The sequence below is a fragment of the Komagataeibacter xylinus genome, assembly GCF_009834365.1.
Taxonomy (GTDB): domain Bacteria; phylum Pseudomonadota; class Alphaproteobacteria; order Acetobacterales; family Acetobacteraceae; genus Komagataeibacter; species Komagataeibacter xylinus_D.
This window is the reverse complement of the sequence record NZ_CP041349.1, coordinates 1-23,310: the sequence shown is the minus strand read 5'-3', so window position 1 is coordinate 23,310 and position 23,310 is coordinate 1. Positions and strand designations below refer to the sequence as shown.

At 58.2% G+C, this 23,310-nt stretch carries 26 protein-coding genes and 4 pseudogenes; 18 read left to right on the top strand and 12 right to left on the bottom strand.

Translation table 11 applies throughout. The features are described 5' to 3' along the window. Positions 1-15: 15 nt before the first annotated feature. The 10 genes and pseudogenes from FMA36_RS16960 to FMA36_RS16915 all read left to right on the top strand — a co-directional run. On the top strand, positions 16-1,893 hold the full coding sequence (locus FMA36_RS16960) for a ParB/RepB/Spo0J family partition protein (protein WP_159264156.1): 1,878 nt from the start codon (positions 16-18) through the stop codon (positions 1,891-1,893). Positions 1,894-2,076: 183 nt separating this feature from the next. Next, on the top strand, positions 2,077-2,415 hold the full coding sequence (locus tag FMA36_RS16955) for a hypothetical protein (RefSeq protein WP_159264154.1): 339 nt from the start codon (positions 2,077-2,079) through the stop codon (positions 2,413-2,415). Next, complete coding sequence (locus tag FMA36_RS16950; RefSeq protein ID WP_159264152.1) at positions 2,408-2,821, top strand: hypothetical protein; 414 nt, start codon at positions 2,408-2,410, stop codon at positions 2,819-2,821. The genes FMA36_RS16955 and FMA36_RS16950 overlap by 8 nt, the downstream gene beginning before the upstream one ends. 157 nt (positions 2,822-2,978) lie before the next feature. Continuing rightward, positions 2,979-4,010 (top strand): phosphoadenosine phosphosulfate reductase domain-containing protein, encoded by a 1,032-nt coding sequence (locus FMA36_RS16945; protein WP_159264150.1) that lies wholly within the window; start codon positions 2,979-2,981, stop codon positions 4,008-4,010. Between the two features lie 31 nt (positions 4,011-4,041). After that, positions 4,042-4,350 carry a DUF5983 family protein gene (locus tag FMA36_RS16940; protein WP_010515656.1) on the top strand — a complete coding sequence of 103 codons (309 nt, stop codon included), beginning with the start codon at positions 4,042-4,044 and terminating at the stop codon, positions 4,348-4,350. 124 nt (positions 4,351-4,474) lie between these two features. Further along, entirely contained in the window at positions 4,475-5,023 is a 549-nt protein-coding gene (locus FMA36_RS16935) for a DUF3085 domain-containing protein (protein ID WP_240906610.1), read from the top strand. Positions 5,024-5,207: 184 nt separating this feature from the next. Next, positions 5,208-5,363, top strand: a complete 156-nt coding sequence (locus FMA36_RS19240) for a hypothetical protein (RefSeq protein ID WP_167518067.1) — start codon at positions 5,208-5,210, stop codon at positions 5,361-5,363. A gap of 72 nt (positions 5,364-5,435) precedes the next feature. After that, positions 5,436-6,335: an ArdC family protein gene (locus tag FMA36_RS16930; protein WP_159264148.1), complete on the top strand. Its 900-nt coding sequence runs from the start codon at positions 5,436-5,438 to the stop codon at positions 6,333-6,335. Between the two features lie 57 nt (positions 6,336-6,392). Further along, complete coding sequence (locus FMA36_RS16925) at positions 6,393-6,776, top strand: hypothetical protein (RefSeq protein ID WP_240906609.1); 384 nt, start codon at positions 6,393-6,395, stop codon at positions 6,774-6,776. A gap of 251 nt (positions 6,777-7,027) precedes the next feature. Then, positions 7,028-7,213: pseudogene (locus tag FMA36_RS16915) on the top strand (IS3 family transposase); the annotation flags it as partial. A gap of 22 nt (positions 7,214-7,235) precedes the next feature. Here FMA36_RS16915 and FMA36_RS16910 read toward each other — a convergent pair. From FMA36_RS16910 to FMA36_RS16900, 3 genes and pseudogenes are all read right to left on the bottom strand, one after another. After that, positions 7,236-7,361, bottom strand: a pseudogene (locus FMA36_RS16910) (IS481 family transposase); the annotation flags it as partial. A gap of 290 nt (positions 7,362-7,651) precedes the next feature. Beyond that, on the bottom strand, positions 7,652-8,686 hold the full coding sequence (locus FMA36_RS16905) for a restriction endonuclease (protein ID WP_159264144.1): 1,035 nt from the start codon (positions 8,684-8,686) through the stop codon (positions 7,652-7,654). A 48-nt stretch (positions 8,687-8,734) separates the two neighbouring features. Beyond that, positions 8,735-9,268, bottom strand: coding sequence for a hypothetical protein (locus FMA36_RS16900; protein ID WP_159264142.1), 534 nt, complete (start codon positions 9,266-9,268; stop codon positions 8,735-8,737). Positions 9,269-9,632: 364 nt separating this feature from the next. Between FMA36_RS16900 and ssb the strand changes: the two genes are divergently transcribed. The 3 genes from ssb to FMA36_RS16885 all read left to right on the top strand — a co-directional run bounded on the left by ssb (position 9,633) and on the right by FMA36_RS16885 (position 12,524). After that, the gene (ssb, locus tag FMA36_RS16895) at positions 9,633-10,103 is read left to right on the top strand and encodes a single-stranded DNA-binding protein (RefSeq protein ID WP_159264140.1); all 471 of its coding nucleotides are present in this window, start codon (positions 9,633-9,635) and stop codon (positions 10,101-10,103) included. Positions 10,104-10,683: 580 nt separating this feature from the next. Further along, positions 10,684-11,883: a DUF3991 and TOPRIM domain-containing protein gene (locus FMA36_RS16890; RefSeq protein WP_159264138.1), complete on the top strand. Its 1,200-nt coding sequence runs from the start codon at positions 10,684-10,686 to the stop codon at positions 11,881-11,883. A 305-nt stretch (positions 11,884-12,188) separates the two neighbouring features. Next, positions 12,189-12,524, top strand: coding sequence for a hypothetical protein (locus tag FMA36_RS16885; RefSeq protein ID WP_159264136.1), 336 nt, complete (start codon positions 12,189-12,191; stop codon positions 12,522-12,524). Between the two features lie 377 nt (positions 12,525-12,901). Here FMA36_RS16885 and pyk read toward each other — a convergent pair whose 3' ends face one another. The 5 genes from pyk to FMA36_RS16860 all read right to left on the bottom strand — a co-directional run bounded on the left by pyk (position 12,902) and on the right by FMA36_RS16860 (position 17,025). Beyond that, positions 12,902-13,915, bottom strand: coding sequence for a pyruvate kinase (gene pyk, locus FMA36_RS16880; RefSeq protein WP_240906608.1), 1,014 nt, complete (start codon positions 13,913-13,915; stop codon positions 12,902-12,904). Beyond that, a complete protein-coding gene (locus tag FMA36_RS16875) occupies positions 13,908-14,744 on the bottom strand; it encodes a sulfotransferase family protein (protein WP_159264135.1) in 837 nt (278 codons plus the stop codon). The genes pyk and FMA36_RS16875 overlap by 8 nt, the downstream gene beginning before the upstream one ends. Positions 14,745-14,863: 119 nt before the next feature. Then, positions 14,864-15,577, bottom strand: coding sequence for a helix-turn-helix transcriptional regulator (locus tag FMA36_RS16870; RefSeq protein ID WP_159264133.1), 714 nt, complete (start codon positions 15,575-15,577; stop codon positions 14,864-14,866). Between the two features lie 48 nt (positions 15,578-15,625). Further along, the gene (locus FMA36_RS19575) at positions 15,626-16,135 is read right to left on the bottom strand and encodes a hypothetical protein (RefSeq protein ID WP_159264131.1); all 510 of its coding nucleotides are present in this window, start codon (positions 16,133-16,135) and stop codon (positions 15,626-15,628) included. Beyond that, a complete protein-coding gene (locus tag FMA36_RS16860; protein ID WP_159264129.1) occupies positions 16,132-17,025 on the bottom strand; it encodes an IS5-like element IS1031A family transposase in 894 nt (297 codons plus the stop codon). Before FMA36_RS16860 ends, FMA36_RS19575 begins: the two co-directional genes overlap by 4 nt. 434 nt (positions 17,026-17,459) lie before the next feature. Here FMA36_RS16860 and FMA36_RS16855 point away from each other — a divergent pair, with 434 nt between their 5' ends. Continuing rightward, positions 17,460-17,894, top strand: coding sequence for a hypothetical protein (locus tag FMA36_RS16855; protein WP_159264127.1), 435 nt, complete (start codon positions 17,460-17,462; stop codon positions 17,892-17,894). Here FMA36_RS16855 and FMA36_RS16850 read toward each other — a convergent pair. Next, on the bottom strand, positions 17,888-18,493 hold the full coding sequence (locus tag FMA36_RS16850; protein WP_240906607.1) for a nuclease-related domain-containing protein: 606 nt from the start codon (positions 18,491-18,493) through the stop codon (positions 17,888-17,890). The genes FMA36_RS16855 and FMA36_RS16850 overlap by 7 nt on opposite strands. A 154-nt stretch (positions 18,494-18,647) precedes the next feature. Then, positions 18,648-19,060 (bottom strand): annotated as a pseudogene (locus tag FMA36_RS16845) (winged helix-turn-helix transcriptional regulator). Positions 19,061-19,160: 100 nt separating this feature from the next. On the opposite strand from FMA36_RS16845, the gene FMA36_RS16840 reads away from it, so the two are divergent. The 4 genes from FMA36_RS16840 (at position 19,161) to FMA36_RS16825 (ending at position 22,269) form a co-directional block, all read left to right on the top strand. Beyond that, positions 19,161-20,180: a zinc-binding alcohol dehydrogenase family protein gene (locus tag FMA36_RS16840; protein ID WP_159264125.1), complete on the top strand. Its 1,020-nt coding sequence runs from the start codon at positions 19,161-19,163 to the stop codon at positions 20,178-20,180. 77 nt (positions 20,181-20,257) lie between these two features. After that, on the top strand, positions 20,258-20,692 hold the full coding sequence (locus tag FMA36_RS16835) for a cupin domain-containing protein (protein ID WP_159264123.1): 435 nt from the start codon (positions 20,258-20,260) through the stop codon (positions 20,690-20,692). A gap of 523 nt (positions 20,693-21,215) precedes the next feature. After that, positions 21,216-21,896 carry a hypothetical protein gene (locus tag FMA36_RS16830; protein WP_010511735.1) on the top strand — a complete coding sequence of 227 codons (681 nt, stop codon included), beginning with the start codon at positions 21,216-21,218 and terminating at the stop codon, positions 21,894-21,896. A 70-nt stretch (positions 21,897-21,966) separates the two neighbouring features. After that, entirely contained in the window at positions 21,967-22,269 is a 303-nt protein-coding gene (locus tag FMA36_RS16825) for a hypothetical protein (RefSeq protein WP_159264121.1), read from the top strand. A gap of 341 nt (positions 22,270-22,610) precedes the next feature. On the opposite strand, the gene FMA36_RS16820 is transcribed toward FMA36_RS16825, so the two are convergent. Beyond that, the gene (locus tag FMA36_RS16820; RefSeq protein ID WP_159264119.1) at positions 22,611-23,018 is read right to left on the bottom strand and encodes a hypothetical protein; all 408 of its coding nucleotides are present in this window, start codon (positions 23,016-23,018) and stop codon (positions 22,611-22,613) included. 13 nt (positions 23,019-23,031) lie between these two features. After that, positions 23,032-23,310, bottom strand: a pseudogene (locus tag FMA36_RS16815) (hypothetical protein); the annotation flags it as partial.

Here is a 23,310-nt window from a genome sequence, read left to right as displayed (position 1 = left end):
CACGGAGTAAAAACCATGGAACTGCGCGAAGTTGATCCGAAAACCCTGCTCGACAACCCCGAAAACCCGCGGAAATCCGCGCCCAACGAGGCGGAAGAGCGCCAGCTGGCGCTGAACGTCAAGGCCGTTGGGATCATCCATCCGCCTCTGGTCCGCGAAACCCCGGGCGGCCTGATGATCGTTGCGGGGCATCGCCGCCGGCGTGCTGCAGTCAAGGCCGGCCTGAAAACCATTCAGGTGACGGTGGCAGGCGACGATGCGGAACTGGACCGGATGCGTGCCGCGTCGGAGAACATGATCCGTCAGCCCATGACCCAGGTTGAACAGTGGCGGGTTGTCGCCAGGCTCCGGGAGGAAAAAAAGTGGAATGACACCGCGATCTGCAAGGCGCTGATGCTCACACCGGTGCAGCTGAAGCAGATCGGTCGCCTGTCTGCCATCCTGCCCGAGATTTTGGCGTGGATCGAGGCGGGCAAGGGGCCCGGCAATCGTGAACTGGCGAGCATCGCCCTTGCGTCAACCGCGCTGCAGGAACAGGTCTGGGGCCATTTCGGGTTTCCGGTTGGCTCGTCGCCGCCCGAGGATGTCGAAGCCTGTGAAGATGATGGCGTGCAGCTACCCGACGGAAACTGGGAACCCGGTGCTGCCATCCCCGATTGGGACCGGATTGCGTCAGCCCTGCGGCAGGACCGTTTTTATGCAATCGAGGCCTCGTTTGATGACGCCATTGCAAAAAGCTGCCGGATCGCCTGGCAGGAAGATCTGTTCGGTGAAGCCGGGAAGGACGGCCGTTATACAGATGACGGCTTCGCCTATGAGAAGGCGCAGCGCCAGTGGCTGGGTCAGAACACGCCTGAAGACGCCCTGATCCTCCAGAGCGACGAGAACGGCGAGCCGGTCTTCGAACCCGGTATGGTGCGGATCTACTGGCAGCGCGAGGGCGCCACGAAATTCTTCTGGCTCGATCATCGCCTGAAGGTTCGCGAGGGCTGGTGCGTCCTGCCGGGCAGCGAGGCGGCAGGCCGCGTGACGCCGTCCGCCGTCATTGAAGCCCTGCCCGAAGGGCCACGGGAACGGCCCGATATCTCGGGGCGTGGTTTTGACATGATTGGCAGTTTCCGCACCCAGGCGCTGCATGCCGCATTGGACGGCATCCGGGGCTCTGCCGATCCATGGGTCCTGGTCGGGCTGATGATCGCGGCCCTTAACGCGCAGAATGTCCGGGTAGACGGGGATTCCAACGCGCACTACCCGCAGCGCCGTCCGTCACGCCGGCTCGTGGCTGCCGCCGGACTGTTCCAGGATGGCGAGATGGCGCTGGACGAGGCGGTCCTGCGTGGCGCTGCTGTCGACGTGCTCAAAGCCGTTCTGTCCTGCGAGAAGAACGCGACGAATAGCGGCGACTGGGGTGTCCTGGTCGGCCATATCGTGAAAGCGGATGACCATCTGCCCGCTATGGCGGATGACGATTTCCTGAAAACGCTCAGTAAGTCCGGCATCACGAAGGCCATAAAGGCGGAAGGTATCCTGCCGCGCAATACCGGCAAGGAAATGCGCCGCGCCCTGATGGACCATGTCGGGCAGGGGAGCTGGGTGCATCCTGCCGCGCTTTTCCAGGTCGATGTCGCAGCGCTGAACGCCACCTTCGCGGAAGCGCTCGCCCCGTCGTCTGGAGCGGATGACGATGATGGGGACCTGGCGCATGACGACGAGACCGAGTTGGAAGACGACGCGGATGGTGGTGAGCTGGCTGGTGGCCCGGGAACCGATGATCCTGCCGCGACAGATCAGGAGGATGACGTGCCGCACGGCAGGGCGGAAAGTCCGGCTCCGCCATCACAGACACCTGAAGAATTCCTCAGGACGCATGTTGAGTTTGTAGGTTTCAGCTGAGCGAGGCTGTTGCCGCCGTACGGCTCTGGCTCACGGCCCGTCGCCCCTAGTGGTGACGTAGGGCGGTGAGCCAGCAACGGCCTCAGGCAGGACGTCGACCGGGAAATTCTGCGATGCGCCCCAACCGGGCTTATCCAGAACGTCAGGTTACGCGTTCACCTGCGTCGGCGAAGGAGAACCGTGATGACCCATGACTACATGACGGAAAAGCGTCTGATCGGCAGGTATGTGGTTGAACTGGGCTTCCACCCGGACGGTGGGGTTCTGATCCGGACGCCTGAAATCTATCCGCCCGCGGCCCGCCGATGGCGGGGACCCTATGAGAGCGTGGAGGCGGCAGTAGTCGAATTTTCCGCTTTCACGGCGGTTCCCAGAGTCACGTCGGCCGAACTGGCCCGGCTGAGAGAGCGTGGCTCTGTCGCCGAAATCTGCGGAAAGGACGTGATGGTGTGGCACTGCCCATGGCGGGAAGCCAAGACACTGAGCGAATTCGTCCTGGTAAGGGAGGACGGCAATGCCTGATTTTCGTGTCACGCTGGTTGAGCGCCTGTTTGAAGCGGATGCCGGCGATTTCAGGGTCACGGCGACGGACGCCGAGGCGGCTGCGCGGATCGTTCTCGATGCGGTCCCCGACAGTGTGGACTCTGACGGGATCCGGACCACCATTCTGCCTGACGGCCAGGAAGTGGACCTCGAGGTTGAGGAAGTCGTCCATGGCGAGATCGTGGCCATGGTCCACGATGCCGGGACCGGCGTGCTGCAGGGACAGTTTGGGTTTTCCCTTGTTTTCAGCCCGGGCCGAGAGGCAGCCGCCGTTCTCGCCAGAATGATGGATCGTGTCCTTGCGGATGACGGTGAGCGGGACACCCATGCGGCCTGCATGGTGCTGCGCCGGTATCTGCACGAATACCTGAACGCGGACGCATAGGAAAAGCAGAAAGACACAGGAAAAAATATGCCCGAAGGGCCATCGCGCCTCAAACGGTGGCTCTTGTCCCGCTCCGCGGGCCTGCGATGCCGGCGCACGCGCCGCGTTTGACCCACGATACCCCTTCGGACCGCCAGAAGACATTCAGACAAGGAGAATGTCCATGGTGACCGCAAGCCTGTTATCCCGCCAGGGAACTGTCGCGCCGGAGCCCGGAGAGATACCTGATCTGGCGGCTTATGATCACGTCATCGTCGCCTGTTCCTTTGGCAAGGATTCCCTCGCCAGTACGCTGCACCTGCTCGAAAAGGGCGTGGCGCTGCAACGCATCGAGTGGTGGCATCATCGTGTGGACGATGACGGGGACGTTTTTGACTGGCCGCATGTGCCCGATTACGGGCGGCATCTGGCTGCTGCCCTTGGCGTCAGGCTGTATTTCTCCGCGCGTCAGGGTGGGATCGTGCGGGAAATGCTGCGCGAGAATGCGCCGACTGCACCGGTCTGGTTCGATACGCCGACAGGGCGGGTCACTGTCGGTGGCAAGGGACCGCCCAATACACGACGCCGCTTCCCGCAGGTTTCGGCGAACCTGTCGGTCCGCTGGTGTTCCCCATACGCCAAGATCATGGTTGCGGATGGCGCCCTGCGGAACCAGGTGCGCTTCAGTCATGCCCGGACCCTGTTTGTAACCGGAGAACGTGCGGCGGAATCCGCGAACCGTGCCCGTTACGCTGTCTTTGAGCGGCACCGGGCAGACTGTCGTGATGGTCGGAACCGACGGCATATCGATCACTGGCGGCCGGTACATGCCTGGAGTGAAACGGCTGTCTGGCAGATCCTGCGTCGGCATGGCGTGATTCCGCCGCTTCCCTATCTGCTCGGGTTTGGCCGTCTGTCCTGCCTGGCATGTGTATTCATGTCTGCTGATCAGGCTGCGACGCTGCGGCACATGGACCCGGATCGGTTCGCCCGGCTGTGTGAGTGGGAACGCGCATTTGGCTGCACCATCCGACGCGACCGGGACCTCGGCACGCTGGCCAGTGGCGGCACGGTCTACGGCCCCGTGCGCCGGTACCCCGATCTGGTGCGCCGCGCGCTCTGCCACCGCTGGCGTGGCCGTGTCCTGACATCCCCCGAACAATGGGTCCTGCCCGCTGGCGCATTCGGCGAGAGCGCCGGGCCGGTCTGACCCGCCTCATCCTCCAGCAGGGAGAAACCCGATGTTAGCGCCTTTCCAGATCCGGAAATTCCTCGACCTGAGCACCGGCCACCTCCCCCTGTCGGACCGTGGACACCTTGAGAGATATGCAAGGTCAGGTGGTTCCTTTGGGCTGACCTGCCTGTCCGGCCCGCACGGATGGTTTGTCCATGTCCCGCTGGATCCATACTCCCATGATTGGCCGGGGTCGCGGTCACTGCGGGCCATTCTTGCCCTGGCCCGGAATCACGACTGTGATTACGTCCTGTTTGATGCGGACGGCCCGGTCGATGCCTCGCTTCGTTTCTTTGATGACGATGAAGATGAATGATCGGCAACGGCATCGGGGGGCACTTCGGGCCAGATGCGCCAGTTTTCATTTCTTGAGGCGGGATACTTCGGTGTCCCGCCTTTTTTTGTGTCCCCGCAAGGGGCTCACACAAAGGAATACTGCCATGAAACTTCATTTTGACCACGCCCTGGCGGCGCGTCTTCTCGCTCATGCGCAAGCCGCGAGCGAACATTCCCCTACCTATGATCAGCTTGTTGAACCGGTCTTTCTCAAGGCTGGCGTGTCGTCGCGCCATCCGATCGGTGCGGATGTCGACCGTACCAAGATACCGGCAGGCCTCATGCTGGTTGGCGATCATGGGGTGTACCTGATGTCGAATGGTTATCCGGGCTTCAGTGACGCTGAGGGTCAGGCGAACCTTGTCGCCTATACTGTCGAAGCGGACCCGCGCACATGTCCTGACGACTGGTACGATGTCAACGCGCGTCATTTGGTGGCGACGATGGCGCGGAATTTCTTTCCGCTGACACCATCCGCAAGGCACTGGAAGCGACTGCGGGCAATCGTTTGTGGATTGATGTCACGCCTGCGCGGATCAGTTGCCCCTGTCTGGCATCCCCGCAAAAAGCCCGATCCGGACAATCGGATGGCGGCTCTGGAAAGGCCAAATCTGAATAGAAATATAATAAAAATAAAATATAGAAATAAATGAAACAGTAAAGGAAGGAGGCAGGCACCACAGTCCAGCCTGCCGCGCAAGGGGTGGCTCCTCGCCGTGCGCGATGGCTGCGCCATCTGTGCGCGGCTCCGGTGCCGCCGCTGCGCGGCGCCCTTGCCCGCCAGTCTGGCCTGCGGTCGCCGGAAGGGGTCGAAACCCCCGAAAAAAGGATCTGGAAATGGCACAGAACCGCATCGCGCCGCCGTCCCGCCCCGCCGTCGAAATCGCCAAATTCGTCGCCATCGTGCTCCTCTGGACGGCCTCCATGGTCACTCTCCTCCTGGTGCCCGATGTCTTCCTCGACCCGTGCACGGGCATCATCGATCTCAGGTGACACCACCCTCGCCATCCGCTGCCCATCCACGCCGCCCTTCGGGGCGGCGTCTGCATTTTCTGGAGACTGATCATGGCCAGAACTGAACGTACCGACATCCACCAGTCCGTCACTGACCGCATCATCCGCGAACTTGAAGCGGGAACCGTGCCATGGGTCTGCCCATGGAACCGCGCGAAATGCGGCATTGCCCTGCCGCGTAATGCCGCGACCGACCGGGCCTATTCCGGGATCAACATCCTGATGCTGTGGGGTTCGGTAGAGATGCAGGGGTTTTCTTCCCAGAAATGGCTGACGTTCCGCCAGGCGCATGCGCAGGGCGGCAATGTGAGGAAAGGCGAGAAGGGAACGACGGTATTTTATGCTGACCGTTTCACGCCAAAATCGGAAGCGGGTTCCGACGAGCCCCGCCAGATCCCTTTTCTAAAGCGGTTTACGGTGTTCAACGTTGACCAGTGCGAGAACCTGCCGGAGAACATGGTTGCGCCGACCGCGCCGTTGCCGGAACGCGAAATCGTGCCGCATGCGGAAGCGCTGATGCGCGAAACCGGGGCGGACATTCGCATCGGCGGTGACAAGGCATTTTATGCCCCGGATGCGGACTTCATCCGGGTTCCGCCCCAGCAGTCCTATTTCAACCAGATCGATTGGTACAGAACCGTCTTTCATGAGATCGGGCACTGGACCGGGGCTGAAAGCCGGCTGTCGCGCACCTTTGGCAGGCGGTTCGGGGACCATGCCTACGCGGCCGAGGAACTGGTCGCAGAGATGACATCTGCTTTCGTATGCGCGGAACTGCAGATCGAGCCGACTGTCCGCCATGCGGATTACATCGGGAACTGGCTGGAACTGCTGAAGGCTGACAAGCGCGCCATTTTCACCGCAGCGAGTGCTGCTTCAGCCGCGGCCCAATACATTTTCAGCCCATCGGCACGTCAGATGTCCGTCGAGGACGTGGCGTCTGCCGCCTGAAACCCAACCCTGAAAACCCGTGCGCCCGCGAGGGCGCGCTGAGCGATGGAGTTCATCATGCCTGTCTTTTCCCTGATTGCCACTCCCGCCGTGCGCATCCGTTCCGACGGCTGCGCCATCCTTCAGGCGCTGCCTATGGAACACCTTGGTGCACGGGGGATGACAGAAGCCCGGACGCTCGCGGAAATCTCGACTGCCGTAACGCTTTACGGTGAGAGGACCGCCGGCGCGCATCCCGGGCGCTCATTTTCCATCAGTGTGCATATCCGTCGGGGCGATCGTAAGCCACGTGGCTTTGATGCGGCTTACCGCACTGGCGCCCTGGGGACCGACAGATGGGTTCTCATGGTCGATAACGACGCTGATGGCGCGCGGATCCTGCATGGACGATCCGCAGCCGAAACCGGAAACACGGCGTCCTGCAAAGGAGACGTGGCATGATCCGCCAGTATTATACGTCTCCAGTTCAGGGCGGTAATAACCCGCTCCGGGTCGGGACCATTGCCAGTGGAACCATCTTCGATCTTCCGGCTCCTGTTTCGAGGCGTCCCTATCGGACCCGGCCGTGGATCGTGGAATGCTTTCTGAACGGCACGATGGGGCCGGCTGCGCTGAACCCCGTCACCGGTCTCTGGGAAGACCGTTATAAGCGGGGTCGTTCGGAAATGGTCGTATTACGCAACCTCGTCAGTCAGGTGCTGATCCACTCGGATCAGGGCAGCTTGTTTACCGGCATGGACTGGACTGCCTTCATACGGGATCACAATCTGGAACATTCGATGAACTGACGCAGAAATTGCCACGACAATGCCGTGGCAGAAAGTTTTTTCTCATCGCTCAAGCGCGAACTCACCCGGCGTCGAACCTACAAAACGCGCCGACAGTAGGACGCTTCTGTCATTTCGCCACCGTTTTTGAATTGATCCCGAATTCCTCGCTCAGCGCCGAGTGCGAAGCCTGCGATCGCTGTATTGCTGTTCGCACCGCGTACGTGGTCATGGCGCTGCCAAGACGTATCTGTTCCATAATGCTTCCTTCTACTCGCGTGAAAATGCCACACCATCAAACCCTGGGGCTGAACACCTATTAGGTCGCCGATTACGGCAGACGGACGTGCAGCAGGGCATGCCACGTCATCCCGTAGCGCATCCTATTGACCAATGAGCATAATGCCGTTGTTCTCCTGCCTCACATTAGGATCAGATATGAGATAATCAGAGGTTGTTCCTCGTCTGATACGTCGGAGAGATACGTGTTACCTGTAGGCGTCGTCCTTCATTACTGTACCAATTCCGGATGCAATTACATAATATTCTCTAAATATTTCTTAATTCCTCTATCGTGCCGACTGATGGAATATGGAAGGGTGAGTGGGGAGGATCACCAGTTAATCCTCCATTACAATCTATAAAATCAACAAACTTAAGAAAATTTTGGTGGAAGTGGCCTTTTTTTCTAGATGTGTATGCAATCATAAAGTTCAATATATAAAATAGTTTTTTCAAATTATATTTAAGTTCGCATTTTTTTTCGATTATAAATTCCCCCTTTTCATGATAATCCATACCCACACACGGAACCCAATACATTTTCATATAATCACTATTTATGACATCTACGAGATTTCCGTTTAATTGCTTATTTATTTTGGAAATTACTTCTAGTAATTTGTTCGTAGCGATATACATCTCTTTTGATATGTGTCTTTTATCAATTCTATGATAAAATGCATCTAAATTTTGGGGGAATGCCTGTAGTTTTGAAATGAAACCAAATTCAAATTCAATTCCATAATGCCTAAACGGAATAATGTTTGCGTTATACTCAAAACTTTCTATTGATAATTCTTTGCATATAAAATCGTATAGATAGTTATCTATATCGAAACTGTTTTCATATGAATCTTTATAATATATTTTTGCAATATCTTCGTGAATATTTAAATAATTAACAATATCATCCCAGCCGTGTATTGTTATATCTATATTTTTATTACTATTAGATATTTCTCTAACTATTGTTTCTGTTTTTGCATCATTTGGAGCTGTTGTCGCAAATATTAGTTTCGATAATCGTGGGGTAAATTGAATTGCTTTTTCTACTTCTGTTTCGATTTCTTTTTTTGAAAGCGTCGACCCTACAGATATGTCTTTTAATTTGCACTGTATCCCGAGATACGGACCACGACCGTTAATCTGCCCCCAAATGTCAACACCATTTTGTTTTTGTCCTGGACGCCCGTTTTTTTTTGCATGTGGGTCATTCCAAATCTTGCTCCATAGGTCCCGACAAAGAGATTCAAAAACCTCCCAAGAACTTACTGGACGAAATTGCTTTAACGGATGGATCAATTCCAATTTTCCTAATGCTAAGTTGAAAATTGCGTAACGACGTATATATCATGATTCCTGTTTAGATGTGTAGTCTTGGGTTGTCCTCCACAAGCCATGCCCGTCGAGGCACCTGCCCAGGAACGCCAGTGCGGCACGCGGATATTTCCGGATTTCCAGAACGCTGCCGGTGGGTACCTCCATGTGGTAGGCGCCGATCCGGGTGGCGCAATGCGGCTGGCCGCGCAGGAATTTTATGCCCCTGCCGGTGCGAACTGCCTGCCGTGGACCAAAAACGCCGACAACGTGACGGCCACCGAGGTAAATATCGGCGTTGAACTGGCGCCACAGCGGTGCCCGGACATCCTGCTCGTCGACTTCGACCTGCACGGTGCAGCAGTCATGCCATGCATCTGGCGTGCCATCCACGCCATACAGGGTCTGGCAGAGCTGGCGGATCGCCTGCTCATGTTCGGGCAGGAAGGACCAGCCAATTTCCTTGCCGAGAAAACGTCCCCTGTAACGCCGGGCCTGGATTGCCAGTTCGGGATGAAAGTCGGCCTTCAGGGTGATGCGTCCTTCCGACGCAGTAATCACCGCCATGATGAACTCCCAATGTAGAGACAGGGAAATTCGAGGACGACTATCATAATTGTACAAGAATAAATGACACGATTATGAGCGAAATAGAAAAATAAAACAGAAATCAAAATTCAAAATCCAAAAGCATGACCTCGGCCCCTGCCGGGTCTCTGACCTGGTTTTTGCGGTCTGAAGCGGTCGTCGTCGGGCGCAACCCCCAGGCCTGCGGTCGGGACTGCACCGTGAAGCCGCATGCGCGGCTTCCGCACCACTGCCGCCCCGAGGGGTTGCGCCCGCCGCCTGAGGCCCGCTTCCGCGCGACCGCACCAGGTCAGAGATCCGGCAGGCGCCGGAGACGACCAGGAAGGAAAAAAGGAACAAGACCATGAGCCAGTCAGTCAATCGCGCCATCATCATCGGTCACCTGGGCCGGGATCCGGATCTTGCCGCACGCAGGGAAGGGGAGGGCAAAATCGCATCCTTCGGCGTGGCGACAAGTGAAACCTGGACCGATCGCGCGAGCGGTGAGCGCCGGGAAAAAACCCAGTGGCACCGTGTCGTCTCTTTCAACGATCACCTTTCAGCCGTGATCGAACGTCGGTGCCAGAAGGGAACGCTGGTCTATGTCGAAGGCCATCTCGAGACACGCAAATGGACCGATCAGCAGGGACAGGACCGTTATGTGACCGAGATCATCATTGATCGGTTTGATGGAAACCTGAAGGTGCTGGCCAATGGTCGAAGCACGGGCGATGGACGTTTTGATGAAAATCGCCCGTCGCGGAGTAATGCACAGCGCCCGGCCCCTGCCACAACTTCCAGCGCGCAGGACGTGGATGACGAAATCCCGTTTTAGGCCGCGTGGTGTTCCGGGTCGTCAGCGACCCGGAGCATTGTGCCTGTTCAGGGAGAAGAAAATGCGGTTTTTTCTGCGCCAGTTCCCGTCATGAATACTTGTGAGGCCTGTCCGACCTGATGGCGTGGGCGATCGGGGAAGTCTGTCGGCCGATATTGGAACGCCGGTCGTCCGTCCACATCGGGGATGAACTGTGTCTCTCCTGTTTCTCCATCAACCTTTAAGCGGGTTCGTGAACCTTATTTTTTCGTCGGTCGCATGATGTGGGCGCAGACGAGATCCTCCACAGGGAGTATCTGGCATCGTGAGTGCCCGCTCATCCATGGTCCCGGTAATGCGTGCGCAGTGGCGCGGGCACATGCCGTTTGCTGCTGCGCGTAGACTGCGGCCATTCGTGCGTCCCGTATTCTTTTGCAGTTCACGCAGAATAAAAATCCTCAACGCGGAATATCAGGACGCAATATCTCGACGAACCATACAGAGGTCGTCGTGTGTTTCCGCACGATCATCTCAAATACTCACCGTAAATACCGGAGCGGTCTGAAATACAACCCATGCTGTTCGTGAAGGAGTGTCTTTCATGGCTTACGCGTCTTCCCCAGAAGCACAGCAAAGAGAACTTGATGAGCTTCGCAATGCTGTAAACTGCGCCGTTGTTCTGGAGAAAGCCGGGTTCCGGCTGGATCGGCAGGCCACCGCGCAGCGTTCCGCCCGCAACCTGAAATTTCGCCGTGACAGTGAGGCCATTATTGTCAATCACGATGGCAGGGGCTGGTGGGACCCGAAGGGCGACGGCAAGGGCGATGTCTTCAAGCTTGTCCAGTATCTCGATCCTTCAAAGAACCTGGGTCATGTCAGGCAGGAACTTCGCGCCCTGATCGGCAGGAGCCCGACGCTCGAAGTTGTCGAGCGTACGAAGGGAGCCGCTGACAGACCGCGGCGCGATCCCGCTGAACTGTGGAACCGTCGCACCGCACCCGGGCAGGGGACGGCTGCATGGCGCTATCTGACGGAGATCCGTGGTTTGCCCGACCATATTGTCGCGATTGCCGGACAGCAGGGGGCGCTGAAGGAAGGCCCGCACGGAACCGCCTGGTTCGGCCACCGGGATGTGGACGGGCAGTTCACCGGGATGGAAATGCGGGGGCCGGATTACAAGGGGTTTTCGACGGGCGGGGTTGGCAAGCGTCTCTTCGGTTTCCGGGCCGACGGGGGAGAGGCGCCCGTGACGCGCCTTGTCGTCACCGAGGCGGCCATTGATGCATTGTCCTTTGCTGCACTCGATCGCTTCCACAAAGGAACGCTCTATACCTCGACGGGTGGCGGCATGAGCCCAGAGAGCGAAGCGAACCTGAAAAGGGTCATGATGCAGGTCGCCTCCCAGCCTGAAGCGCGACTGGTTGTTGCCGTTGATAACGACCTGCAGGGGGATCGTTATGCCGGGAAGTTCGCTGCGATGGCACAGGACGTCGGTCTCTGGTCAGGACGGGTATCTCCGAAGGGGCCGGGAGAGGATTGGAATGCGGTCCTGAGGACCCGCAGGGAAGGAATGCAGGCAGGTTCTGTTCCCGTTGCGCCCTTGTGCCGCCTGTCCGAAGTCCTGGGTTCAGGGTCGAAGGCACAGCCGGAGACGGTATCTCCGTCATGGCTGGGTCAGGCCGAGGCGCACGGCACGCAGCGGCCGCCGCGGGTTTCGGCCTCCTCATTGCCTGCTTCGTCTGAACCTGTGGGCAAGCCCGTCGGGCCACGTTCAAGTTCATCGCCGGGGATGTCCTTGTGAGCCAGCGTGAATCCTTTCGGCTCACCGGGCAGACGGCATCGCGGGCTGCAGGCTTTGTCCAGATATATGCAGGCCTGCGCGCATGCCCGAACGCCTATGCCAGGGTGGCGACGGATATGTGGAATTACGTGGCGCTTCGATTGCGGGGCAACGCGCGGCCTCGATGGCTCGAGGCCAGGACTTGGCAGGCCGCATCGCCTCCTTCACCGACGATCACGGGATGATCGTCATTTACGGCTGGCGTGCCACAGAGGTTGGCGCTGAACGGATCCTGCGCGCAGGGTCATCTCACACAGGAGAGGGTCATGGGATCTGTTTCAGACTATGCGGATCGGGGTATCGCGCGTCTGGCGATGAAGGCAGACCTTTCGCGGACGTTTGCTCGGTCGCGCCCGGCCCGAAGCATCTGGAACCGCCACCTGCGCCAGCGTTTGGCGCAGGCCGAAGATGATCCCCCGATACCGCAATGTGCAGTCCGCCTTTACGAGCGGTCAGACTGTCATGTCGGCCTGGTTATCGATGGACACTGGGAACGTGGGCTTGGAAACTGGGATCTTTCCTGTCCGGCGACGATCCTGCTCTCGACCGGTAAGATCACCACGACCCCAGGTTGCGTGGCGGAAGGGCTGGAGGAGCTATGACCGGCGATCTTCCCGTTCCGCGCGCGCCTGCTTCAGTCCTTGACGGCCTGACGCCAGGACAGCGGCGTGCCGCGATCCGGCATCTGATCGAAAACCTGGGGGCAGGCTTAAGGAATGCCGGTCTGTCGCAACCCGATACGAGAAGACCGCCGCATCATTTCTCTTCGTTGCTACAGCGGACTATATCACAGACTATAGTCAGATTGGGATAACCCGGAGCCACGGTGTATCAGGAACTGCATGGTGGTTTTTTCGAGACGATTCAAATGGGACCGAAAGTAGTCAATTATCATCGCGTTCCCGTTGGTCGAGTATGTGCCGCCTGATCGTGGTCCGTTCCCAGTTATCACACCTGGCTCAGGGTTCGCGATCAAACATCAACTGCGCTGGTGTTGTATATACGCGCTAACAGCTTGCCCTATTCGCTGCAAACGTGATGTTGCCTCCACTGGATAAGATCCGATCGCCGTTTCACCCGACAACATCAGAAAGCTGGCCCCGTCCAGAACTGCGTTGGTAATATCGCTGATTTCAGCCTTGGTGGGGTATGGGTGCTCGATCATGGTGTTCAGGAGTTCGGTCGCTACGATAACTGGCGTTTTCTGTCTTTGTGCTGCTGTCAAAATGCGTTTCTGAAATAGACATACCAGTTCGGGACTGGTTTCTACCGCAAGATCACCGCGGTCGATCATCACCATATTGGATGCGGCGATAATTTCATCCATGTGGTCCAGCCCTCCCTGGTTTTCCAACTTGGAGACGACACCCAATGGCTCTCGCATTATAAGCTCCCGGATCGCTGCGACGTGCGCCGCGCTTTCCACGAAACTGACGCCAACAAAGTCCACGTCATTTTCGTGGGCGAAAGCCATCATTTCACGGTCATGCTCTGTGACCAATGGGCGTTCGAAGCGAGCCTGCGGCACATTCACGCCTTTGCGGCTCCGCAGTACACCATCGACTTTTGCCCGGATATGCACGTCGCACCCGCGTACTTTTTCCACGGTGAATGATAGATGACCGTCATCGGCCTGGATCTCGAAGCCAGGTATTATGAATTCATGAAACTGCTTGAAATTGACCGGTATTTTGATTGAACCGTCATGCTGGCGGTCAGTGGTCAGGATAATGACATCCCCGGCCCTGAACGTTGGTTCATGAACCAGAGGCACTGTCCTAATCTTCCTGCCTGGAATGTCCAGAAGGATAGGAACGCCGGGTAAAGTTTCCTTTATCAGCCTGATTGTTCGCCGATGCCATTCGCTTGTGTTATGGGATCCGTTCAACCTCGCCATGGTCATGCCCGCACCAGAAAGGGCCAGCAGCATTTCATGATTTGCAGAAACAGGGCCGATTGTCGCCACGATCCCAGGCGGGGAGGACTCAGGCAATGATCGTAGCTCCACCCGGATTTTTGCGGGGATCACGCCAGAAAGTACCACCTGCCAACCGGGAAGCAATTTCGGGAGGAATAGACAGTCTCCGGGGTATAGCCCCAACCCGCTCACGCACGATATGCTGACCGGGCGAATTCAGGTTCTGGTCGAATGCAACAGGTTCTTCGAACTGTACGCGTTCAAAATCGTAGCTCCATGCAGGAAGCTGGAGTGCATCGGTGAGGATGGCCATCGTCCCGGCTGGATCGTTCACCAGACGGTCATAATCGACGATAATAAGATTATGCGCCATATCACCATGATAGGCTTCGTTGAAGGCTCGCCAGCAGAAGCCGAACGGACCGTCTGCCGCAAGGATGTAGTCTATGCGGCTGTAAAGATTGCCCCGGCGTTCGATGGGCACGATTTTTGATCCCAGCAGCGGATTTTTCTGAATGAGGCGCTCGAAAGAATCAATAATCCAGACCGGGTCCCTTACGCAGCAGATGACTTTGGAACCGGGAAAGAGTGCGTTTGCCAGTCCGAGACGGGTGCACCAGATGCGGCTGTTATCAATGATCATCGGTTGTTGACCTTCGGGCGCTGACAGCTTGCCGTAATAGTTCAGCAGCACGCCCTGCAGGACACGATCGCGGGTTTTGGTGTCAAATTCGGTCTGGTATTCTCCCTCGACCATGACTGAGGTGAGTTTAACGATCATTGGTGCAACGGGAGAAATATACCCCGCTTCGGCTACAACCGGATTCTGGCGTAGGATTGCGGCTAGCAGGGTCGAACCTGAGCGTGGCAGACCGGACATGAAGTGGACGAGCGGTGAAAGCATGAACACAAAGACCACAAAGTTCGCGATCTCCGCATTCTAGAATCTTGATAAATATGGCCTACTACCCATCCGGGTAGTCGATATGTTACAATATGTTTCAGTTGAGTTGTCCATACACATCATGGATGTATCAGGCCAAGTTGAATGGCGCGTACGACAGCCTGCACACGATTGTGGCACCCAAGTTTCTGCATCAGGTTCTTTAGATGATGCTTGACGGTATTGTCGCTTATCGAAAGAATGGAACCGATCTCGGTTGTGTCCTTGCCCTGAGCAACCCAAAGGAGACATTCTTGCTCTCGCTCTGTCACAAGCGGGCGGTCATCATGAGCCAGCAGTTTGGCGAGTTGACAATAACGCGTGTGATATTGACCAACAATCAGTTGAAGCAGTGCTTGCGTTCGGAAGTCGATCTCTTTTTCAGGGGAAGCCACACTCACCAGAAGTAGTATGCTCGGGGTTAAGTAAAACGGGATGGCGTGCCCAGTCTGAAAACCAATATCCCTGAATTCATTCATTATTTTTCGCTGGTCTGCATTCCGGATATAGACCTGCTTCCAGTCATAGGGCGTCAGGCCGTGGCTGACGGGATCTATGACGGGATCAATCTTCTGGTAATTATTCCGGACGTAGTGTTCCAGCCATTGTTCAGGATAGGTCGTGTCGATCAGGTAGCGCTCACCAAGCCTGGTCTTGTGGACTGTCCCCGCAGCATGAGCAAACGGCCCAAGTCGGGCCACGAGTGTCCGAAAAGACCGGTTCAGTTCATCTATTTCGGATGCCTGCCGCATTGCAGCAGCCAGATCGATGACGTTTTCGAAAAGATAGATCATTGTCCGGTCAACGACGCCTATATACAGTCATCACATCACGTGCCGGCACTACCATTTGAAACGCACGCCAGCGGTTACGGCGGCGGAGCCTACGTTGCTACCTGTATTGGTCTGTCGATGGCCACCAAATGCGTTTACGACGAGGTCCATGCCCTGTACGCCTTTTACGGGATAAGCTGCGGTGATCGTTGTCCCCTGCTCCAGCGGAATAGGGCTGCTCTGGCTATGTTCGATTGCAAAAGGACCAACATGATCCAAATTCTTGAGGCCGGGCGACGTCGTAAGCGAGCGAGGAGCGGGAGCGCTTTGATAAAAACTTTCCTGTAAGGTGCGCGAGTTCGGTGTTGCGGACGGATTGGAAAGCGGAATCGAATGCGGTGAAGATGACGAAGCGTTCTGGGGAGTAAAATAAGCGACCCCTGGTGCCTTGGCTGGCGTGGCAGATGCCTTCCATGGAATACCGAACAGGCAGAGCTGCAAGGTCAGTGGAGCGTATGTCCGAAGAAATAACACTGGTCGCATTCGCATCACAGTATGGTATCCTTCGAAAAGCATCATGTTTCCCCAACGACAACCGGGATATGTTTGCGGTCTGTTGTGCGTACGACACATATAGCGTGTAAATGCCTTGCTGTCCGTCGTGTGAGCATGCGGATCGAGGCGATCAATGTCCATGCGGTTGAGGACGCAATGGATTGTTCCCAATCTTTGGCGAGCCGCCTGCACCGTCCCAGCCAGGCGAATGTCCGTTCAACCACCCAGCGGCGCGGCAGGATCTGAAAGCCTTTCACCGTATCGGACCGCCTGATGATTTCGACCGTCCATTTTCCCATGGAGGCGAGCGCGGATCGCAATTTCTCGCCAGCATAGCCGCCATCAGCGAAGATGTGGCGCAGCCAGGGAAAGCGCCTGCGTATTGCCGCCAGGACATCAACGGCCCCATCACGATCCTGGATATCGGCGGCATGAACGAGGAGAAAGATCAGGAAGCCGCAGGTATCAGTCACGATATGGCGCTTGCGGCCCTTGACCTTCTTGCCCGCGTCATAGCCCGAAAGCCCGCCGCTTTCCGTAGTTTTCACCGACTGGCTGTCAATCACGCCCGCGCTCGGGGAGGCTTCACGCCCCTCGATCTCGCGCAGGCTCATGACCAGCACCGTATTCATGACCTCGAACAGCCCGGTATCACGCCAGGCGTAGAAATAGCGCCTGACAGTCGAGACCGGCGGAAAGCATTTCGGCAGCAGGCGCCACGCGCACCCGGCCGAGGCTATGTAGAGCATCGCATTGACCACCTCGCGCATATCCGTCGTGCGAGGGCGACCGCCCCGTTTCGCAGGGGGCACAAATGGCATGATCAAAGCCCATTCCCCGTCCATCATATCCGATGGATATCGCAGTCCTTCCCGGCTATGTTCACGTCGGGCAATACCAGTCCATGTCACCATTCACTCCATCTCTTCGTAAAGACGGATGAATCACAACAGGCTGGTATTGTTCAAAAACTTTCGGATCAGGCTCTAATGCGATTTGGTTCCATCAATATATATTTCGGTATATTTCTACACAAGCAGAAAAGTGACCTTATTGTGCGCCAGAAGTCTTCTTAGTAAAATATCCCAATATTACACTTGGATGGCTCACGAACTATAATGTAATATCATCTCGTTGTTTATATGTTTTTATTGTTCGTGACAAAGAAGTTATCTTACCCTACTTAGGGTAGCCTGTATAAACATGCTCGGAAAACCTCTGGTGCTCGTCTAGCAACAATCATGTCCCCTGAGACGATGATGCGTATATGTGTACAACCCAAACAGGCTGTTCCGTCCGACGCTGTGGTCGTAAATTGCTTTTCTTTTGGTCGAAGGACGTCTGCTTTATGGCGAAAAAGCCGGTGCCGCCGATTGAGCCCGATGACTGGGATGATGACGAGGCGGGTTTCCTGCAGCCCCTGGAGCCACCGCCGCCCGTCCGGGATCCGACGGATCTCAGGCCGCATACGCGCCAGCTCACCGACCTTCTCCGGGCCAGATTTCCCGACAGATGGGTCGGTGTGGAAATCGGCACGCTTCCGCTTCGGTGTGAGGACGACCTGCTCTCCGATTTCATCGACCTTGGCGATGGCCTCGGGGTTCGCCTCGATTATGATCCCGAGGAGCCGGAGCGGGTGCTCTGGATCAGTGCCGGCAACCGTGACCATGGTGGTGAGCCGCTCGATTTTCCCCGCGATAGCGAGGCCTGTCGCGGACGCATGCTTTCAACCGGGGAAATCGCGGAACTGCTCGATTTTCTCGACAGGGAGGCCGCTTACTGATGCCCGCTGGCATGGCAGACCAGCCCGATGCGCCGCCATGCGTTAATCAGTGTGCCCTGCGGCACGTTGCGCTCAAGATCGTGCAGCAGGGTTTCCAACTCGGAAAGGGAAAGGGTGCAGGCGACAAGCGCCGGTGACAGGACCGCAGTTCCCGTCATCACGACGTGGCTGAAGACCTGGATGGTCGGGTCCACGAGGCGGGCCAGCGCGTAGACGGCCCGGCAATGGGCGGCATTCTGCATCACCGGGCTGTAAATCAGCCGGGGCGGGGCGTCGGGCGCCTCGCCAGCAAAACGCTGTCGCCACCGTTCATCTTCCGGGTGTCCGGTCAGTTCGCCGCCATGCCGCTTTGTCTCCACGACATGGATGCCCCGCGGGCTGAGGAACAGGTGGTCAATCTGGGTGGTCCTGCCGTCACCTGTCGGCAGTATGGCGTTGTGCAGCACGGCCAGGCCGCTCCGGTCGAGTACGTGGGCTACGGCGCTCTCTCCTTTCTCGCCCTGGATGGCGGCGCGAAAGGACCGCCAGACCTGCGCCTCATGGGCCGTCAGGCGGCAGCTGCCGGGAGGCTTCACGCGATGACGTCGAAGTCTTACCACGCAGTCTCCCCCTGTGGTTCCATGGCCCGATAGCGTGTGCCGTATATATGTCTGTCATGCGACTGGGGCAGGAAATACCGGGAACCGCGTATGTTCCGGGTGAGAGTCCGGGTGCATGTCCGCAACGTGGATGCGGATCACCAACAGTGCCTGCTCAACCGCCAGCCTGAACGCAGGAGACCGGACAATCGGCGGCAGGCTCGTCCAGCTCCGCAGGGGATTCAGGATCCCGCCTGAACCCGGTATTCTCGTCCCCCCATTTCTTGAGGGCCATGATGACCGGCTCCAGGGTCCGTCCCCGCAGCGTCAGGCTGTATTCCACCTTCGGGGCACCTCGGCGTAGACCGTCCGCAGGACAAACCCGTCCTGTTCCAGTTCGCGAAGCTGCGCCGTCAGCATGCGCTGGGTGATATTGGGCAGGCGCCTGCGGATTTCGTTAAAGCGCAGGGTTCCCTCAAGCAGGTGGTAGAGGATCACCCCTTTCCATTTCCCGTCGATCAGCTGAAGCGTCGCTTCAACGGCACAGCCGGGACTGCAATCAAGTGATTTATGCCGGATACGGGCCATGACGGTATCATTTCCGATACTATGGGCGTTAAAAGTGCGTTCTTGTCCGAACCCAGCATAATGCTCACTGTTCTCCTTCATCAACACAGGAGCAGACATCATGCGCGCCGTCGGTTACCAGACGCCTCTCCCGATCGACAATCCCGCATCCCTTCAGGACATCGATCTGCCGAAGCCGGTCCCTTCAGAGCGGGATCTCCTGGTGGAAATCAGGGCTGTTTCGGTCAATCCGGTCGATACAAAAGTCCGCCGCAGCGCCACGCCGGATGCGGGTCGATGGCGGGTTCTGGGTTGGGACGCCGCCGGGATCGTTGTCGGCACCGGGCCTGACGTCACGGATTTTGCCATCGGGGATGAGGTTTTCTACGCAGGCGCGCTCGATCGCCCGGGAACCGATGCCGAATTCCACCTGGTCGACGAGCGGATTGTCGGCCGTAAGCCCCGTTCCCTGAACTGGGCTGAAGCCGCGGCCCTGCCGCTGACAGCGATCACCGCCTGGGAGATGCTGTTCGATCGCCTGGATATCCGTCGGTCAATCCCTGGCGTGAAGCCGGCCGTGCTGATTATCGGGGGTGCGGGCGGGGTCAGCTCCATCGCCATCCAGCTGGCCCGGGTCCTGACCGATGTCACGGTCATCGCCACCGCCTCCCGGCCAGAAACGCGCGACTGGGTGACATCCCTCGGGGCACATCATGTGGTGGACCACAGCAGGCCTCTTGCCGCGCAGGTCGCGGCCCTTCCGACCGGTGCGCCCGGCTTCGTCTTTTCCACGACGCAGACGGATCGGCATATGCCAGAGATTGTCGCGCTGATCGCGCCCCAGGGGCATTTCGGCCTGATTGATGACCCGGCCGCGCTCGACGCCCTGCCGCTGAAGAAAAAAAGCCTGTCGCTGCACTGGGAGCTGATGTTCACCCGTCCGCTGTTCGGCACAGCCGACATGGGCAGGCAGGGCGAGATTCTCAACGACGTCTCACGCCTCGTGGATGACGGGCGTATCCGCACCACGCTTGGAAGGAACCTCGGCCTGATCACGGCGGCGAACCTGCGGCAGGCCCATGCCCTGATCGAGAGCGGTCAGGCAAAGGGCAAGATCGTGCTCGAAGGTTTTTCGGGCTGAAATGGAGAAGACCATGACTGAATCCGCAAAAGCGCTCGTCGAGACAGGGTGTGGAACATGGGCGGAGAACAGGCCTCATGACTGATGAAGAGCATCTGATGACCCTGAACCGTACCGGTGGACGGTTCGATCTCAACAGGATTGCGGCAGCGTTCCCGCAGACCGCGGATACGATGCTGCTGGATACCTATCTGACCGACAGGCCTGAAGCCAGCATCAGGGTGTTCCGGATCTATCGGGACGTGCCGCCGCATTATCATACCCAGTGTGATGAAGTCCTCCATGTGCTTTCGGGAGAAGGGACATTCTGGATTGATGACCCGGCTGAGGAAGCGCCGTTTGTCCCCGGGCACCTGCTGGTCTTTCCGCGGCGTGCGGTGCATGCGGTGCCGCGTATCCTGCGTGATCCTGTCATTTTTCTTGCCATCGACACACCGCGTCGGGCACCGGATGACGTGGTGTTTGTCGATCCTGCCGAAGGCACGCCTTCCGGTTTCATCAAGAGTATCTGAAGTCATGTCGCGGGTCACAGACGAATGGGAGTTGTGTCCCTGCAGCGCATGCCCGCAAAACGCGGCGTAAGCCCAGGGCGTCTGGTTATAGCTGCCTCTCCCGGAAGGCCCGGTTCGGGAAACATCTCTGTTCAGCAGGAAAAAAAGAAAATCAGGGGCGGCCCCTTCGGGGTTCTCTCACTCTGGTTCGCTAAGCGGCTGCGCCGCTAACCTCACTGGAGCCCCCTGCGGGGTCTCCACGCTTTCGCGCAACGGTTCGACCGCTCGCCCGGGGGTTCTTTAGGATGAATACTTATGATATTACTGATAATTCCGCGATTAATAAAATGGGCATAAGGAAATAAAGGAAATAAAAACAGCAGTAAACTAATATTTACTTTTAATATATTGTCTTTCTTATTGTATTTATATTCTGTCTGTACTATTCTTTATTTGTGGAGAGGGAAATGGTTCCCGCCACAGACGCCCCGCCCGGTGCTGGAACACCGGACAGGGCTGACGCCAGACAGAAAGGTTAGGTTTCATGTCCAACGCTACCAACACAATGACCGCCGCCCTTGCTTCCGCGCAAGAGAAGAAAGCAGCCAGCAAGGCAAAATCAGGCCAGAAGGCCCCTGCTGCCCGCCGTTTCGAGGAAGCGGCCCGGCGCGCGCCTGTCATCACCATCGAGGCCGCCGAAGCCCTGATCCCCGTTCCCGACCAGATCACCAAGATCGTTTCCCATTTCGGTCTTGAGGACTTCGACGCCGACGCCCTCGCGGAAACGGCCCGGCAGGCTTTCACCGTCATCGCCCGCAGCCTCTCGCCCGTGCTGGTCGTGACCACATGGAACGGCGAGCAGAACGACAAGGGGCTGGAAATGCACCTCCAGCGCATGGCGGGCGCCGCTGTCGCGTCCGCCTTCGGGGCCGCCCAGTTCTATGACGCCAAGCGCGCGCAGGCCCGCGAACTGTCCTCACAGTTCAACGAGTATCGCGAAGAGGACCGGATGGGCGTCGACGGGCTGGAAAACAGGGCGGCCAACGCCCGCCGCTTCGCAGCCGAGCAGGGGATCAAGGCCGCCGCTCTGGTCGCGTCCGCCCGCGGGGCCCTTGCCGCCTACGAGGACATGATCGGCACCCCGTGGAAGCCCTACACGGCCAGCAACGCCCGCACCATCGACCAGCGGGCCGCAGCCGCCGAGATGGACGCCCTCGGCTTCTGACCGACCCGGCCGGACCCACGGCGGGTCCGGCCACCCACGGCTAGGTACCTTTCCGCAAGGATCGACCCGCATGAGCGAATATGAATCCATGGCAGACCGCGACGAAGCCCTTGAGCTTTCGCGTGCTGCGCCCCACCACGCCTGGGTCCTGACGGACCGGGACGTCTGGCATCGCAATCCTTTTTATCATGGCCCGGAAATGCCGCACCCCGAAGATGACGGCGCCCATGACTTTATTGCCGACCACGGCATCGACGCATGGCGGGAGGCGACCAGGGCCGCAAGGGCCGCAGCCATCGCCGCAGCCGAAGCGAAAGCGCGCGAGATCTCGGACGCCCCCGACCCCTGGTGGCCCGACGATCCAACGCCTTGAGAGACCACGCCGCAGGAGCCCGGAAACCGGGTTCCTGCTTCTGGTGTCCGGGGTCGCCATCGTGCTTGTAAAAAAATGCCCTGAAACCAGCATGTCGCCGCGAGGCGCCCGCCTCAAGCCCGCTACGCGCCGCGCTTCGCGCGGTGAGGACACGCCCCTTTCAGTGAACAGGGCCGCCCGGATCGCAGGGCGGTGCCCCGCGCTCCGGGCAACCCGGTTCACCTCAGGGGCATGCCCTCAGGCCTGACCCGGGCGCCTCGCGGCCCTCCCGGCGGGCAGGATCCGCTCCCGGGGAAAACAATGTAGGCCATGCAGTATGCCGGACTGTGGAGATGACAAACCTACTGTGTCGCCCTGCCGAACATGAAGCCCAGCTTGCCGTCATTCATGATGTAGGGCGTGCAGGTCATGCCGGGATGGACCGCGTCGTAGGCTTTTAGCCATCTTGTCGAGACCCAGCCGGGACGCAATGCGAGATTCATGCTCCGGACGTAGCCGTTCGTAGGCGGTGCGTTCGTGGCGACCGGGAGTACCGCCAGCGCGGGCGCAAGGCTCGGGGCATCGTCCCGTGGTTCGCTCTGCAGCGGGATCGGATGCCTGAAATCCATCATGACCCGCTCAGGTGCATCAAGGGCCATGCATCTGTACCCGTCGAGCGCACGGACCGGGGTTCTATGCAGCGCGAAGGCCGGGTGGCTGATGCTGCAGGTGATGGCCGCAAGGATCGCGGCCCGGTGGGAAAACCTCATGCTGGACTCCTCGTCAGCCGGTCAGGATCGAACTGGACGCGGCACTGCCCATTTTTGCTGCGACCGCCGCGCGCCATTGGCCGACCGTGGTGGTTGAACTGAATTGTTCCCCGACATTCGTCGATAGTGTAGGACGATATGAGGCTGCTGTGTCGTCGGCCGTCGCGATTTCAGCGCCCGCGCTCGGGCCAAAGTTATAATAGGCCCGGGCATCAAGGGCTGTCGGGTTGCTGATGCCACTCTGCTGCAGGCTGGTTGCGGCATCCTTGAGATACTGCGCTGCAGCCACTGC